Raw genomic sequence first — 16,172 nt, forward strand, 5'->3', positions numbered from 1 at the left:
TTATAAGCCAATGTTAATACCTGCGTTGAATACCCGGGGCAGGGGTAGGTTACCGAAGTCGATACCGAAGCCGCCCGAGCCACCCGTAGCCGTGTTGACCGCGTTTACGCCCGGATCGCCACCGGTGTAGTTCGTCAGCAGGAACAAATCATTGCCCGTGAAAAACACACTGGCCGATTTGAATATCCGCGACCGACCCAGCACCGATGTCGGCAGGTTATACCGTACCGTTACTTCCTTCAGCCGAACCCAGTTGATGTCGCGCTCGATGAAGGTCTCGTCGGCCAGCGATGTGTAAAAATTGTTGTTGTAGTAAGGAACAACCTGAATCGAATTGCGGGTAGGGGTATCGGAGTTTTCGAGCCCGTCTTTCAGCACACCCGTAAATACGCGGGGTGTTTCGCGGTCGAGCGTTTTGGTGCTCAGGCCGGTGCGGTACAGATACGACTCGGTGGCGTTATACACATCGCCCCCTTTCCGGATGTCGAACAGGAAGTTAAGCGACAGGTCGTGGTAGCGGAACGAGTTCAGGAAACCGATCACGAAGTCAGGATTGCGGTCGGCCACGACGTTCCAGACGGTTTCGGTCAGGGGCAGACCCGACAAGGGGCTGATCAGAATGTCGCCTTTCGTGTTGCGCAGGTAGCTGTTTCCGGTCAGGGTGGTCAGCGGGCCGCCCAGCCGCGATCCGTTACGGATGTTGCTGTAGACGTTTGAGTCAGAATTGTAGAACTCGGTCAGACCCGGGGCCAGCTGCTCAAGCCGGCTGTCGGTCTTGGTGAAGTTGATGGTCGTGTTCCAGCCGAAATTCGGTTGCCGGATCGGCTCGGCCGTCAGCGATAGTTCGATTCCGTTGTTCCAGAGTTTACCGCCGTTGATGGTTTTCAGCACGAAGCCGGTTCCGTAGCTGATGCGCAGATCGCGAATAATCTGGGCTATGCTCGTTGTGCGGTAGTAAGCCGCATCGATACCAAACCGGCCGTTGAAAAACTTCAGTTCGGTACCTACCTCTACGGAGGTCACTTTTTCGGGCCGCAGCACCGGGTTGGGCGCCGTGAAACCGTACGAGAAGCCACCGCCCGTGGTGGTCTGGTTCTCATACGCCTGCGTGGTGGCGTATTCGGGGGCTTCTTTACCCACCTGAGCGGCCGAGAAACGCAGTTTGCCGTAGCTCAGCGCTTTGCGAAAGCCGCCATCGGGCAGCAGTTCGGTGAATACAAAACTCAGCGAAGCCGACGGGTAGAAGAACGAGCGGTTCTGAATCGGGAATGTCGACGACCAGTCGTTACGGCCCGTCAGGGTCAGCGTAACAGTATTGTCATAATCGAAGGTAGCGTTGGCAAATGCCCCGATGAGCCGCCGTTGCCGAAGCGTCGACAGCGATTTCTGCGTCAGCGGATCGGTATTGTTGATCGAGGTGAAGTTGGGGTCGAGGAATTTTTCGCCCCGGGTGGCCAGCACTTCGTATCGGTAGTCGTAGATGGCCTGACCAACCAGCAGCGACGCATCCAGTTTGCCGAAGGTGCGTTTCAGCGTGGCAAAGTACTGCGCCGTAAGCGTCCGGTTGTTGTCGGTTGCCTGGTCGAGCGCTCCGCCAATGACACCGCCCGACCGGTTCGACTCGGGGTGGTATTTGATCAGGTACTGGGTCGAGAAGGCATCCAGACCGACACGGGCCGACAGCGTTAGCCAGTCGGCTACGGTATAGTTACCGCCCACGTTGGTAACGACCCGGTTGCCCCGGTCGCGCAGCAGGTTCTTGTTGATGTCGAAATACGGGTTCTCTACTTCAGTATTGCCTACCGTAGCCCGCCGACGCGATCCGTCCGGGTTGAGGTAGTTGCTCATGTCGTCGGTAACGGGCCAGGAGAGCATCCCGATCAGGAAGCTGTTGGCTCCTTTGGATACCTTCCGGTTGTCGGTATTGATGTACTGAATCGTCGACTCGAGCGAGAGTTTATCCGTCAGTTTGGCCGTACCGCCCAGGGTAATATTGAGTCGTTTGTAATCAGTGGTTGGAATAACGCCCTCCGAGCTGGTATATCCCGCCGATAGCCGGTACGTGTACCGATCGGTACCGCCGTCGAACGAGAGATTATGCCGCTGGCCGGTGCCGGTGCGCAGAAAATTCTCGGCGTTATTGTACAAGGTGTCGTTTTCCGGAATCCGCGGCCCAAAGGCGTTGAAGTTGGTATTGTTGCTGACGCCGTTGTTACCCTGCCCGTAAACGCGCTGGGTTTTGGGCAGCGGCCCGGTCTGCTGCCAGGTGAAGCTGTTGGTATAGCTGATACGGCCCTGACCCGACCGACCTTTTTTGGTAGTGATCACAATGGCACCGTTGGCGGCTTCGACCCCGTAGAGGGCGGCAGCTTCGGGGCCTTTGAGGATGGTAATCGTTTCAATGTCGTTGGGGTTGATATCCTGCGCCCGGTTGCTGAAATCGACCGTTCGGTTTTCGGTCGACTGACCCGATGCCGCCCGCGACGAGGCAAAGTTGTTGCTTGAGATCGTATTGTTGCTGATCGGCATACCATCCACCACATACAAGGGCTGGTTGTTACCGCTGAGCGAGTTGATACCGCGGATAATGACCGACGATGACGAGCCCGGCATACCGCTCGATGTGCCGACCTGCACCCCAGCCACCCGGCCCTGAATGGCGTTTAGGAAGTTGTCGCGCTGGGAGTTGGCCAGATCCTGACCGGCTACTTCGGTAACGGCATACCCCAGCTGACGTTTCTCCCGCTCAATACCGAGTGCGGTAACCACGACTTCGTTCAGCGCGTTGGCTTCCTGCTTCAGCGCCACGTTGATCACGTCGGCATTGCCGATGGTAACGTCCTGCGTAGTGGTGCCGATAAAGCTGATCCGAAGTACCTGACCGCGGGTGGCCGGGATGCGAAAGTTACCGTTCGCGTCGGTTGTTGTGCCCCGTGTGCTGCCGCGCACCACCACGCTGGCTCCGGGAATAGGCTGGTTATCGTCGGCCGACGTGACCCGACCTGAGATCGTCCGATCCTGAGCCAGCGCAGCCAGGAATGTTGATGAACAAAGCAGTATGAGGAGTATACTGCGTACAAATAACGTCATAAGCAATTAGGAGAGAATAAGAATTGTATGGAAAACGGGGTCAAAATTGCCCCTAAATCTATAGATATACAACTATGATCGGATTATTACAGAAAGAAATTAAAGTAGGACTAAAGCAAGAAAAAGTTTTCTCCAAGACTTGTAGTATATTCTGATAAAGTATGATTATGTAGAATATTATTGATGTATCGATAAAATTTATCAAAATGTTATTTGGATATTTGATTAAGGGCCTATATTTGGTACATCGTTTTTAGTACAACAGAACAACTTCACGTATCGACTGTTCACTGGCCGCACTTGTGGGGCAGTCGATGACATCCTACTTCCGTTTCGCCCGGCGAACGGTCAGGAGTATAGCTAGCCGTCTGCTGGACGGGATGCTGTCAGAACGAGCGTTGCCCATCTCCTGATCCATGCGCGTGTGGATAGGCCGAGGCAGCAACACGTACCCTTTTAGCTGAATGTACTTCATGTATCTGCGACCCCACGGTTTGCAGAAGCGGTTGCATTGCGCCCGGTTGGTTTCGGGCGATTCGGATCGGGCGGCTAGTATTCGGCATCGCCTGGACGACCGGGCGCAGGCAACTCGTTAAAACAACCTAACTAACATGCGAAAACTATTACTCTATGCTCTTTTCTGGTGCCTGGCCGGACTAACCGCTCAGGCGCAGTCCCGTCTGCTGACGGGCACGGTGAGTTCGGCCGAGGAGGGGCCGCTACCGGGCGTGAACGTCGTGCTGAAAGGGACGTCGGTCGGTACCACGACCGACTCAAAAGGAAAATATACGTTGAGTGTGCCCAACGACGAGGCTGTTCTGACCTTCAGCTCCATTGGGTTCATGACCGAAGAAATGAAAGTTGGTAGCCGGTCGGTACTGGATTTTACCCTCCGGTCCGACGTGCGCTCGCTCTCCGAAGTGGTCGTAACGGCCTTCGGGGTCAAGAAAGAAGTAAAATCACTGGGCTACGGGGTGCAGGAAATCAAAGGCGGTTCGCTCACCGAAGCCCGGGCCACCAACGTAGCTAACTCCCTGTCGGGTAAAGTAGCGGGTCTGCGCATCAGCAGCAACGGCGGTCCCGGCAGCGGCTCCGCCATTCAGATTCGGGGCGCAGCCTCGATCTCGGGTAACAACCAGCCCCTGATCGTTGTAGACGGGGTACCAATCCAGCAAACCAGCGAAAAACAGTTTGGTGGTGGCCTTTCTGAAATCAATCCGGACAACATTCAGGATATCAGCGTACTGAAAGGGCCCAACGCGGCTGCTCTGTACGGCTCGCGGGCGGCTAACGGGGTTATCCTGGTCACGACAAAATCGGGTGCGGGTACCAAAGGAATTGGGGTCGAGATCAACTCCAACACCACGTTCGAGCGCCCCTGGATTACCCCACAGTTTCAGAATACCTATGCCGGTGGTAACGGTTACCGCACCTGGTATACCGACGGCTGGAGCGGGGCCATCACCAACCCGGCCGAAATAGCGCAGTACCGGGCCGCCTATGGTCCGCTGGCTCCGCTGAGCGGCACCGAAGGGACCGACGAAAGCTGGGGCGCGCCTATGGACGGGCGTCTGGTTCGCCACTGGTGGAGCGGTACCGAAGTGGCACCTCTGACGCCAGCACCCAACAACTACGCCGATTACTGGCAAACGGGTAAAACGTTTACCAACAACGTGGCGCTGTCGGGTAGTAACGATAAAGGGAACTTTCGGCTGAGTGTGGGGCGGCTCACCCAGGATGGCATCATGTATTACAATGATTTCTTCCGGAATAACTATAAGCTGAACACCAATTACAACTTCACACCCAAGCTAAACGTATCGGTCTCGGCCGAGTACGTAAAATCGGGCGGTAACCGGGGCTACCAGGAAGGGCAGCAGTTTATCTGGGCACACCGCCAGACCGACTGGACCAAGATCCGCAACTGGCGCGATTATTCGGCTACGCACATCCAGCGTGCGCTACCCGGTCGCCCGGCCGATACCGATCCGCCGAACTGGCAGCATACGTTCTTTACCAACCCCTACTACCTGACCGAGTTACTGCCTTACACCAACGATAAAGACCGGCTGGTAGGCAACATCGCCCTGAACTACAAAATCCTGCCGTCGTTGAGTGTCATGCTGCGGAGCGGTACCGACTACTGGTCCGATACGCGGATCAACATCATCAACTTTGAGCGGGTTCGGAACGGGAACCAGACGCCGGGCCAGTATTCGGAAGAGGTGCTGCGCCGGCAGGAGACGAACCACGACCTGTTGTTCACCTTCAACAAAAACATCACCTCTGAGCTGACTACGACCGTGCAGCTGGGGGGCGTACAGCGCATCAACTACTACAAACGGAATTTCACCCGGGTGGGTCAGCTGGTCGTAGACGGCGTTTACAACCTGGCCAACTCGAACCCGAGCCAGAACACGGCCGAAAGTGCCATTCGGGAGTCGCAGATGAACAGCGTATTCGGTTCGGTCGAGTTCGGCTGGCGCAACTCGCTCTTCCTGAACGCTACAGCCCGTAACGACTGGTCGAGCACGCTGCCCACCGAAGCCCGTTCGTATTTCTACCCATCGGTGTCGGCCTCGGCGGTCCTGACCGAGCTGCTGGGCATTCAGAGCAACGTGCTGTCGTTCGGTAAAATCCGGGCCAGCGTAGCGCAGGTGGGTAACGACACCGACCCATACCAACTGGCCCAGACCTTCCGGGCGGGTGGTTCCTGGAACGGATCGATCCCTGAGTTCTACGAAAACACGACCATCGCCAACGCAACGCTCAAGCCCGAAATTACTACCGGTACCGAGCTGGGGGTTGACCTGCGTTTCCTGAAAGGCCGCATTGGTCTGGACGTGACGTACTATAAGCAGACATCGCGCAACCAGATTCTGGCCGTTGACATCTCGAAAGCCAGCGGCTACAACCAGCGGATTCTGAACGCCGGTCAGCTGACCAACCAGGGCGTCGAGATCGTACTGACCGGTACGCCCGTGCGGCTGCCCATGGGCCTGACCTGGGAAACCACGCTGAACTTCGCCCGCAACCGCAACCGGGTCGACGCCCTCGCCGACGGCCTGACCACCTACGTGCTCAACACCCGCCAGGGCCTTAACTCCGAGGCTCGCGTGGGCCAACCCTACGGCACCCTGTTCGGCATCGGTTTCGAGCGGGCACCGGATGGCCAGATCATTTACCGGAACGGGTTGCCTGTCGTCGCTACGGACCCCAAAGTGCTGGGTAACATTCAGCCGAAGTGGACCGGTGGCTGGTTGAACACGCTGAGCTACAAAGGCATCGTTCTTTCGGCCCTGGTCGATGTAAAAATGGGGGGTGACTTCTACGATGAAGGAACCGGTACCGCCCGCTGGACAGGCCAGTATGAAGAAACGGCCGTTGGTCGCGAAGAAGGAATCATCGGCAAGGGGGTTGTCAACATCGGTACGGCCGAGAGTCCCCAGTATGTGCCTAACACGGTCATCATGCCCGCCAGCACCCTCTATAGCTACAACAACCCACGCCGGTACCACGAAGCGGTTATCTACGACGGATCGTACGTAAAACTGCGCGAAGCTACCATCGGCTATGCCCTGCCTGCCTCGCTGCTGGCCGGTAAGTTTATCCGCTCGGCCAAGATTTCGGTCGTAGGCCGGAACCTGCTGATGCTGTTCAGCAACCACCCGCACATCGATCCGGAAGTTGACCGGTTTGGTGGTAACCAGCAGGGTTTTGCCTATGGCGAGCTACCCTCGTCGCGCAGTGTAGGGGTTAACCTGAATCTAAGTTTTTAATGGGGATCGGCACGCCAGGCCGCGGTACCGGACAGGTTGCAACGAGGCCATCCAGTACCGCCAGCCGGACGCTGAAAACGGAAAACGACTAACTATGAAACGCACATTCTTACTCGCTATAGCGGCACTTCTGACGGTCTCTTCCTGCACCAAGGAATTTGACAAGATGAACGTGGACCCCAACAACCCAACCAGTCTTGGGCCGCAGTTTCTGCTGCCGTACGCACTCGAATACACTATTGACCGCTCCTGGGGTGGCCGAACCCGCTTCGAGCGGCTCAACCTGGACGGGGCTATGCTCTGGATGCAGTACCTCTCGCGCAATATCTACTCCAACGAGGGCGACAATTACGGATTGAGCCCGGCTTTTTACAATAACAACTGGAAAGCCCTGTTTAACGACGGTCTCGTCAACTACCAGCGGATCATTGCCCTGTCGCAGCCCGGTGGCGCCTATCAGAATACGAACTTTGAAGGTATTGCGCTGGTGATGCGGTCCTGGACGTTCTCGCTGCTGGCGGATCTGTACGGACCAATTCCGTATACGGAAGCGCTCAAAGGCACGACCGACACGCCCGTTTACAGTCCGTCTTACGATTCGATGGATAAGATCTACGCTGGGCTGCTGGCCGACCTAAAAACGGCCAACGATAAGCTGACCGTTGGTGGTTCGGCTGTATCGGGCGATATTCTCTACAACGGCGACATCACCAAGTGGAAGAAGTTTGCCAACTCGCTGCGGCTGCGGCTGGCTAACCGGCAGGCGGTTAAGAAACCCGCCGAGTCGAAAGCCATCATGGCCGAAATTCTGGGCGATCCGGCCAAGTACCCCATCTTCACGAGCAACGCCGACAACGCAAGCCTGAAATGCACCACGGTCCTGTCGAGCAGCAACGAACTGTACATGGTGATGGTCAACGACAGCCGTACGGACTGGAATATGAGCAAAACGTTTGTTGACCGGCTCACCGAACTTGGCGACGCCCGCCTGACGGTGTTTGCTCAACCCAACAAGGATGGTAAATACCTCGGCCACGCCAACGGTTTGCCCGATGCCGTTGCCACAACCTACCTGGGTGTCAGCTCGAACATCGGTTCCTATTTCATTCAGCAAACTGCGCCTGAAGTGGTGATGACGTTTGCCGAGCTGAACCTGATCCTGGCCGAAGCGGCTCAGGATGGCGATATCAGCGGGTCGGCCCAGAGCTATTTCGAGAGAGGCATAACCGCTTCGTTCGATCAGTATGGGCTGAAAGTGTCTGACGCGTATCTGAAAACCGTTGGGGCCGTATCGAAAGAGAAAATCATGGAGCAGAAATGGATCGCGCTGTTTGGCCAGGGCCTCGAAGCCTGGACCGAGTATCGCCGTACGGGCCTGCCGGTGCTGCCGGCCAAAGATCCGCGCGCGGTGTTCGAGAACGACGGCGTTCTGCCCACCCGCCTGCCTTATCCGGGCTCAGAAGTGTCGCTGAACGAAGCCAACTACAAGAAAGGCGTCGAGATGATTGGCGGTAAAAACGACACCAAGTCGAAACTGTGGTGGTCGGAGAAGTAAAATCACATGTACAACAAACAAGGACTATCGACCAATGAAACGATATAGAATTTACCCGATAATGGCACTGCTGGCTCTGGGTTCGCTGGCTGGCTGCATGAAGAAAGACGATCCGTTCATCGACCGTGTAGCCGCTCCGGTGCTGGTTGTGATCGACAACGCTACCGGCGATGGGGGTGGCCTGACGGCCGAGCCCGTGGTATCGCAGAAAGTGACGGGGCCCGTTGTGATGGGCGTGCGGATCTACGAACTCGACAAAAGTGGCATTCTGGATAATAAAGTCGGGATCGATTCGATTCCGGTGACGTCGCTGACCGTAAGGCTGACCACGCGCGACGGGAAAGCACTCGGTGATCTCAAAACCGACGGAACCGGTAAAGCCAGCCTCACAAAAACCTGGGCTGAACTGGGCGTAACGGCGCCAAGAGCGGGAAGTAGTGTTCAACTGACCTGGTCAGGCGAGTACAAAGGGCAGGCTTTCTCGCGGCTGTCCCGAGTACAAGGTGTCAACTAATACGTAAGCAGAGGTTGGTTTACGGCTGGCTTATTGCCCTGGGGCAGCGGCTGGCCGTAAACCAATATCCGTTACAGGAAACCCCATTACCAATAACTCAAAAAATAATTATGTCAATCAATCGTCGTGACTGGCTGCGGGCTGGTCTGGTTTCTGGATTAGGTCTTGCAACGGCACAGGCCGGATATTGTGAACCATGGCTCGATGCCGCTCCAACGGCGCCGGTGCTGCCGCCCAAAGGGGCCATGAAAGCCCGTCTGTCGGCCAACGAGAACCCCTATGGCCCGTCGCCCAAGGCGCTGAAAGCCATCAACGATGCTGCGCAGGAAGGCTACCTGTATCCGTTTCAGTATGCTACCCAGCTGCGTAAGATGATTGCTGAGCAGGAAGGGGTAGCTGAAGAACAGGTGTTGCTGGCGCCCGGCTCGGGATCGCTGCTGATATCGGCTGCGATGCACTACAGCTATGCCAAGCCCGGCGGTACGATCATCTCGGCCGATCCTACGTACGAACAATTGATGCGGGCCGCGGTTCAGCACGGCGCCAAATGGGAAAAAGTACCCCTGACGGCTGGTAACTACGACCACAACCTGACCGAGATGGAAAAGCGCATCGGAGACAATACGAGCATGGTCTACATCAACAACCCGAACAACCCAACGGGCGTAACCATCGATCCGGTAGCGTTGCGGGCGTTTGTAGACCGGGTGTCGGCCAAGAAGCCGGTATTTGCCGACGAGGCTTATATTCACTACACCAGCGACCCGGCCAAATTTTCGGTGATCGACAACGTGAAAAAAGGCCAGAACGTGCTGGTCGCGCGTACGTTCTCAAAAATCTACGGCATGGCTGGCTTGCGGCTGGGCTACCTGGTTGGTCAGCCCGATACGCTGGCGGCCATCAGCAAGTGGGGCGGGGGACCCGGCGGTCTGACAATGACCACCATCCGGGCCGGTCTTGCCTGCTATACCGATCAGGATTTTATCAAGTATTCGCTGGCCAAAGGGCTCGAAGCGCGGGAGTACCTGTACGAAACCCTGAAAAGCAACGGCTATACCTATCTGCCATCGGGCACTAACTTCGTGCTGTTCCCGATCCGGATGAAGGGCGAGGATTTCGTAGCCAAGATGATGAGCCAGGGCGTAAGTATTCGTCAGTGGAAATTTGACGGTCAATACTGGTGCCGCGTGAGCCTGGGTACCATGCCCCAGATGCAGGCCTTTGCAGAAGGGCTGAAAGTGATATCGTAATTGACTACTCCAGAAATGGAAAAAGGCGCTGACTTTAGCCAGTGCCTTTTTCCATTTCTGATCACTTCCGAGTTATGGTTTTGTCGTCTTGTTTATTCGTTGGGATGACGAGACTCGGTTAATATTTATAATCGATTCCCATCTTCTTGGCCATATCGGCAAACATCTGCGGGTCGAAATCGTCGGCGCCGGGCGCGTTTAGCTGCGGCTCTTCGTCGAGGTCGGGAACCGGGTAGCCGGGTATGGCCCCTTCAATGACTACGCACTCCTGCCCGTCTTCGGGGTGGGGCCCGTTCCAGATCAGACCGGCCTGTTTGTAGTCTTCCTGGCTAAATGTATACAGCTGCAGGTGAAGCTTCTCGTCCATGAACTTCCGGGCTTCGGGGAACGCATCGTTGCTCAGATCCGGAATGGGCAGCAGTTTGGTAACCTCTACTCCCGTCAGTTTCTCGAGCGCTTTGGCATACGCTACCACGTGTAAACCACCCCGTACCAGCAGATATCCCACCATGGTCCGCGCCGTTGGGTCGTCGACCATTTCGTAGACGCGCATCTTGTTGGCCCGGGCTCCGCATTCGAGAAAGAAATTGTGGAGCAGGTCGAGCTTGAGATTACCGCTACTGAAGACGTTCTCGCCCGACCAGAACCGACCCATCGAATCCATCGGCAAGGATGATTGACCACTGGCTATAAAGTGGCTGGTATTACGCGCATCTACACCGTTGGCCAGCGGGGTGGTGGTTGGGTCCATGCCGCGTTTGCTTACGCCCGTCAGCAGGAGGTTTGTCGTGTACGAAACTACCTCGATATGACCGTATTCTTCGCCCGCAATAGAGCAGATCAGATCATAAAAAGGCCGTAGTTTCTTACGTCCCCGAAAGTTGAACGACTGGTACGTGTAATTCATCAGGGTCGACATCTCCCCGAATTTACCACCCAGCAGCTCCTGCACGGCAGCTGCGCTGTTAGGCGACGGGTTGTTGGGGCGAGGTAGCTCGATCGGCAACCGGTCCATTTTTAATATCATGGCTCTCTGGGTTTGTTGGTTAGAGATGACGCGTATCTATAAAACCAACTATACCTATAGAGATTAGTTATAAAAAAGAAGACCTTTTACGTGAATCATGGTGAATATCGGGCCGGGGAGACCGGAACCTCACAATTTACCGGATGGCCACCGGCCGGGTCGGGTCGATCTTAAGCCAGAGTAAAGCGCTGACCAGCAGGCAGCCGGCAATCATGAAGAGGGGATAATTGAAGTTATGGGTTTGCTCAACGATGATGCCGAATAGGATGGTGATAAAAAAGCCACCCAGCTGCCCCGCAAAGTTCATGGAACCCGTAACGGTACCGGCGTTGCGCTGCCCAATGTCTACGCATACGGCAAAGGCCACCGGCAGAGCCAGGTCCTTCAGTAGCACACAGGTGGCCAGCAGGTAGCCTGCAGCCTGATTGTCGGTTGTCAGGCCGGCCAGTAGAAAAAACAGACTCGATAGCCCCAACCCCCCCATGCCTACCGCCCGGCGCCCAATCTTGAGGCCGTAGCGTTTGGTGAGCACATCGCTCAGCGCGCCCCCGGCCAGGCAGCCAACGGCCCCCAGCAAGTACGAGAGTGAAATGAAATTTTTGGTTTGATCTTCGGTCATGCCCCGGCCTTCCTGAAAATATACCGACGACCAGTTCGTGAAGAAATAAGATCCGTAAAAAAACAGATGACACATCAGCATCAGCGCCCAGAGGTCAGGGTTACGGATAATGGTCTGCCACGGAATACGGTGGTCGGTCTGCCGAAGGTTCCGGCCGGTTTCAATTTCGTCAACTTCGGCGGGGCTAATGCCGGGCTGGGTAGCGGGCTCATCGCGGAACCACACGTACCAGCCGATGGCCCACAGAACCCCCATGAAACCGAGGATGGCAAACGCCCAGCGCCAGCCCGCCCAGTGGACGAGTGGAATCACAATAAGCGGAGTTAGCGCACCACCCAGTCGACCGGCGGCCCAGATGACCGACTGCGCCCGGCCGACCTCAATAGCGGGAAACCAGCGCGCAATGGCGATAGACGAGTTCGGGTAAGCCCCGGCCTCACCGGCGCCGAACAGAAACCGAACCACCAGCAGATACAGAAACGAGAAGGCGGTGCCGGTCAGGGCCGTGAAACCCGACCACCAGAGCACCACCCGGGTCAGCACCCGTCTTGGCCCGATCCGGTCGCCGAGCGTACCCGTCGGTATTTCGAACAGGGCATACGAGAGCGAGAAAGCCCCCAGAATCCAGCCGAACTGCTGGTTATCGAGCTGGAGGTCGGCCTTCACGTACTTGCTGACTACGTTCATGCAAACGCGGTCGAGGTAGGTGATGGTCGACAGGAGAAATAAACCGGTTAGAACGCGGTATCGGACTTTCATCGGCTGGGCGCGAAGGGGATAGGGTTTGGCCGGGCAAGCTAAGCAATTCTGCCTGTTCTGTCCTAACCGCCCCCTTACTGCTGCCCGCCACTAATACCCGCTGCCACCGGTACGAGGTCTGTAGTAGCCAGGCAGGGGCTGGCCAGCAGCCGGGCATCGAGCGGAACCCGCCACCGGAGAACCCCGCTGGTGGCGTTGAGGCAATACAGGCTGGTATCCTGCCCGCTGATGTAAACAAAGCCGTTATAAACGATTGGGCTGGCGCTAACGAGGCCGCCGGTGCTGTATTTCCAGCGCAGCGTACCCGTAGCCGCATCGAGGGCGTACAGATTCCGGTCGTCGCTGCCCACGTAGACAAGCCCGTTTGCCACCACCGGACTCGACGTTATGCGGCCGCCGGTGCTGAATTTCCAGCTTACAGCGCCCGAGCTGGCATTGAGCGCGTACAGATTCCGGTCGTCGCTGCCTACGTATACGATGCTGTTGACAACCGTCGGGCTTGAGCTTACGGCCCCACCCGTGCTGAATTTCCAGCGTTGGGCGCCGGTTGCGGCATCGAGGGCGTAGAGGTTATAATCGTTGGTGCCGATGTAGACCAGGTCGCCGGCAACGGCCGGGCTGGAGGTGATGCTGTTACCGGCGCTGAACTTCCAGCGTTGCGTACCTGAGTCCACATCGAGGGCGTAGAGCGTCTGGTCTTTACTGGCCACATAGGCCAACCGGTTCGCGACAACCGGACTTGAGGTAACTCCGCCCGCGGTGCTGAACTTCCAGCGTTGGGCGCCGGTCAGGATGTCGAGGGCGTACAGGTTCTGGTCTTCGCTACCCACTAGTACCAGCCGCCCCGATGCGACCGGACTCGACAGAATACTCTTGCCGGCGCTGAATTTCCAGCGCTGGGTACCGGTCAGGGCATCGAGCGCGTAGAGGTTACCATTTTCGCTGGCGGTGAAGACTTGCCCGGCGGCCACATAAGCGCTCGACGTAATGGAGGCACCTGTCGAGATGCGCCATTTCACAGTACCGGTGCCCCCGTCGAGGGCGAAAAAATTACCAATACTGTTTCCCAGATAAACAAGAGCGCCCCCGTTGGGAATCAGGCTGGCTACGCTGACCGTGACCACGTAGGGCTGTACCGATTTGTCCATGGCCGTAACGGTGTACGAAACTGGTTTGCTGAAATCCTGAGCCGTAGCTGAAGCGGGCGAGATAATCGCTTTCTCCGAAATCGTGATGGCGGGTACTAACTGGCTGGGGTTCGTACCGGCCGGAACGGTAGCCCGAACGGTGTACACCACGGAGTCGACGACGGCCGACACCGGGGGCGTTAGAGTCGAAAAAACAAAGGATTCGATGGCTTTGCCCGTGTTGATAGGTGCCGTATCGATTGATTCCTTGCAGGCCGCCACGAGTAACAGCAGCCCAGTTATCCGGAGCAGTGGAGAAGATACATTCCGAGACATCAGCACAATAGATGGCTATATATGAGAGAAGCAGACCAGAGTCAGGCATAGGGGCCTGGGGGTGGGTCTGGTAGTTGGTCTGAAAACATTTATAATGCCAAACTATAAACCAGGTACTGGCGCGACTCGAAACAGCCGGTCTCAGAGCTGGCTACATAGGCGAAAAAGAGATAGCTTTTGGGCACGGAAGGATATGGCTACTCCGGATTGTTAACAGATGCAGGGTATCGTTACGACCAGCCGTTGCTGTTGCGTACATTTGCTGTATGTCAACTGTAACCATTGCTTCCCTTACCGAAAGCCTGCCCGCTTTTCTGGACTCTTCCGATTTTTCGGCCATAGCCGTCATTGCCGATAATCACACCTTTAAGTTCTGTTACCCCGAAATAAAGGCCCTGCTGCCCAGGCATACGCTGGTACGCATCAAGGCGGGTGAAGAACAGAAACACCTGGCTACCTGCGAGCTGATCTGGGATGCGCTGACCCGCGCCAATTTTGACCGGCATGCGCTGGTGCTGAACCTCGGCGGTGGTGTTATTGGCGATATGGGCGGCTTCTGTGCCGCTACCTACAAGCGCGGTATTGCCTTTGCTCAACTGCCGACGACTCTGCTGGCCCAGGTCGACGCCAGCGTTGGCGGCAAGCTGGGTATCGACTTCAACGGCTTCAAAAACCACATCGGCGTGTTTCAGCAGCCGAACGCCGTGCTGATCGACCCGTCGTTGCTGGCTACCCTGCCCGAGCGGGAGCTGCGGTCGGGCTTTGCCGAGATCATCAAACATTGCCTCATTGCCGACGCCAGCATGTGGAACGACATTCGTCGGCGCGACCTCGACGAGCAGGACTGGGCTATGCTTGTGGCGCATTCGGTAGCCGTAAAACAGCGGGTGGTTGAACAGGACCCGACGGAGAAAGGATTGCGGAAGATCCTGAACTTCGGCCACACGCTCGGTCATGCGGTAGAAACCTACTTCCTGACACAACCCCGCAAGCGATTGCTCCACGGCGAAGCCATTGCGGTCGGTATGGTAGCCGAAGCGTTCATTGCCTTCCAGAAAAAGATGATCGATCAGGAGCTGCTCACGCAAATCGAAGAATACGTGTTTGCCGTATATGGGAATGTACGACTAACCGAGGCAGACACCGAGCCTATTCTGGCACTGACGCTTCAGGACAAGAAAAACCGGGGCAATCAGGTTCGGATGGCGCTGCTCGACGGGCCGGGCAGCTGCGCGTTCGACCTGCCGGTTACCATGGCTGACATGCGCCGGGGGCTGGCTTTTTACAGCGGCTTATCCAGGTAAGAAAAAGCGCGTTTCGCAGCGGTACGGAGATTTTGCCGATAACTCATCTGGCAATTAAATTTTGGTAACATTACCTTGAATAACCAAACATAACCGCTTATATTTGAGTTGGTCACGACATAAACCATCGTTCTACTAAATCAGAATCTCCTATCAGCAACTTTTACAAACGCAGTATGAAGAAGTATATCGGTATCCTGTTTGCGTTGGCCGTTATTGCGATGGCGGGCTGTTCGCCGAGTCGGTTGTTTGTCGAGCACGACTACAGCTACGAAGGTCACTTCAAAAATTACGAATCATTCAATTTCCTGGAGTGTGAGTTTGTGGATTCAACGCTGCTCTGCTCCGATATTCAGGATGCCATCCGGCACCAGATGGAGGCCCGCGGCTACCGCGTAAGTAACCGCAACCCGAACCTGCTGATCTCATACAACATCTTCCGCTCGGACCTGCGTTTCCGCGGTTATCAGCAGCCGGTCATCAAAGACTGGGTTGTTCGTGAAGACGATGACGCCACCTACAAACGCATCGACTACAACCTCGACGAAGGAACGCTGATGATCTCGCTGATCGATGCTGAGTCGTATCAGGTGATCTGGAAAGGCTACGCGTCGAAGATGATGCGCAACCCCAACTTCAAGAACAACTATTTCAAAGGGATTGTCCGATCCATATTTGACCAGTACCCACTAATGGCAACGGCCCGCTAGGCTGAACCGTCAGGGAGAAACAGGCACATAGATATATCTATAAACGACAAAAGCGGGCAACACCCGCTTTTGTCGTTTATAGCCCATTGCCGACCATATGCC

The 16,172-nt window shown here is 56.2% G+C and carries 11 protein-coding genes; 6 read left to right on the forward strand and 5 right to left on the reverse strand.

Annotated features, from left to right (window positions below):
- Both FBR45_RS02125 and FBR45_RS26290 read right to left on the reverse strand, forming a co-directional pair.
- Nucleotides 1-3,090 carry a SusC/RagA family TonB-linked outer membrane protein gene (locus FBR45_RS02125; protein WP_138498906.1) on the reverse strand — a complete coding sequence of 1,030 codons (3,090 nt, stop codon included), beginning with the start codon at nt 3,088-3,090 and terminating at the stop codon, nt 1-3.
- A 322-nt stretch (nt 3,091-3,412) separates the two neighbouring features.
- On the reverse strand, nt 3,413-3,565 hold the full coding sequence (locus FBR45_RS26290) for a hypothetical protein (protein ID WP_171044818.1): 153 nt from the start codon (nt 3,563-3,565) through the stop codon (nt 3,413-3,415).
- Between the two features lie 136 nt (nt 3,566-3,701).
- Here FBR45_RS26290 and FBR45_RS02130 point away from each other — a divergent pair, with 136 nt between their 5' ends.
- From FBR45_RS02130 to FBR45_RS02145, 4 genes are all read left to right on the forward strand, one after another.
- Nucleotides 3,702-6,869 carry a SusC/RagA family TonB-linked outer membrane protein gene (locus FBR45_RS02130; protein WP_138498908.1) on the forward strand — a complete coding sequence of 1,056 codons (3,168 nt, stop codon included), beginning with the start codon at nt 3,702-3,704 and terminating at the stop codon, nt 6,867-6,869.
- A gap of 94 nt (nt 6,870-6,963) precedes the next feature.
- Nucleotides 6,964-8,424, forward strand: a complete 1,461-nt coding sequence (locus tag FBR45_RS02135) for a SusD/RagB family nutrient-binding outer membrane lipoprotein (RefSeq protein ID WP_138498910.1) — start codon at nt 6,964-6,966, stop codon at nt 8,422-8,424.
- A gap of 61 nt (nt 8,425-8,485) precedes the next feature.
- Nucleotides 8,486-8,938, forward strand: coding sequence for a hypothetical protein (locus tag FBR45_RS02140; RefSeq protein WP_246082080.1), 453 nt, complete (start codon nt 8,486-8,488; stop codon nt 8,936-8,938).
- A gap of 110 nt (nt 8,939-9,048) precedes the next feature.
- Nucleotides 9,049-10,188 carry a pyridoxal phosphate-dependent aminotransferase gene (locus FBR45_RS02145; RefSeq protein WP_138498912.1) on the forward strand — a complete coding sequence of 380 codons (1,140 nt, stop codon included), beginning with the start codon at nt 9,049-9,051 and terminating at the stop codon, nt 10,186-10,188.
- Between the two features lie 118 nt (nt 10,189-10,306).
- On the opposite strand, the gene FBR45_RS02150 is transcribed toward FBR45_RS02145, so the two are convergent.
- The 3 genes from FBR45_RS02150 to FBR45_RS02160 all read right to left on the reverse strand — a co-directional run bounded on the left by FBR45_RS02150 (nt 10,307) and on the right by FBR45_RS02160 (nt 14,056).
- A complete protein-coding gene (locus FBR45_RS02150) occupies nt 10,307-11,215 on the reverse strand; it encodes a manganese catalase family protein (protein WP_138498914.1) in 909 nt (302 codons plus the stop codon).
- A gap of 136 nt (nt 11,216-11,351) precedes the next feature.
- On the reverse strand, nt 11,352-12,593 hold the full coding sequence (locus tag FBR45_RS02155) for an MFS transporter (protein ID WP_138498916.1): 1,242 nt from the start codon (nt 12,591-12,593) through the stop codon (nt 11,352-11,354).
- Between the two features lie 74 nt (nt 12,594-12,667).
- The gene (locus tag FBR45_RS02160; RefSeq protein ID WP_138498918.1) at nt 12,668-14,056 is read right to left on the reverse strand and encodes a beta-alanine-activating enzyme beta-propeller domain-containing protein; all 1,389 of its coding nucleotides are present in this window, start codon (nt 14,054-14,056) and stop codon (nt 12,668-12,670) included.
- Nucleotides 14,057-14,322: 266 nt separating this feature from the next.
- Between FBR45_RS02160 and aroB the strand changes: the two genes are divergently transcribed.
- Together aroB and FBR45_RS02170 are read left to right on the forward strand one after the other, a co-directional pair.
- On the forward strand, nt 14,323-15,360 hold the full coding sequence (gene aroB / locus FBR45_RS02165) for a 3-dehydroquinate synthase (RefSeq protein ID WP_138498920.1): 1,038 nt from the start codon (nt 14,323-14,325) through the stop codon (nt 15,358-15,360).
- Between the two features lie 176 nt (nt 15,361-15,536).
- On the forward strand, nt 15,537-16,070 hold the full coding sequence (locus tag FBR45_RS02170; RefSeq protein WP_077920681.1) for a DUF4136 domain-containing protein: 534 nt from the start codon (nt 15,537-15,539) through the stop codon (nt 16,068-16,070).
- Nucleotides 16,071-16,172: the final 102 nt, after the last annotated feature.

The organism is Spirosoma lacussanchae (assembly GCF_005870035.1).
Lineage (GTDB): Bacteria > Bacteroidota > Bacteroidia > Cytophagales > Spirosomataceae > Spirosoma > Spirosoma lacussanchae.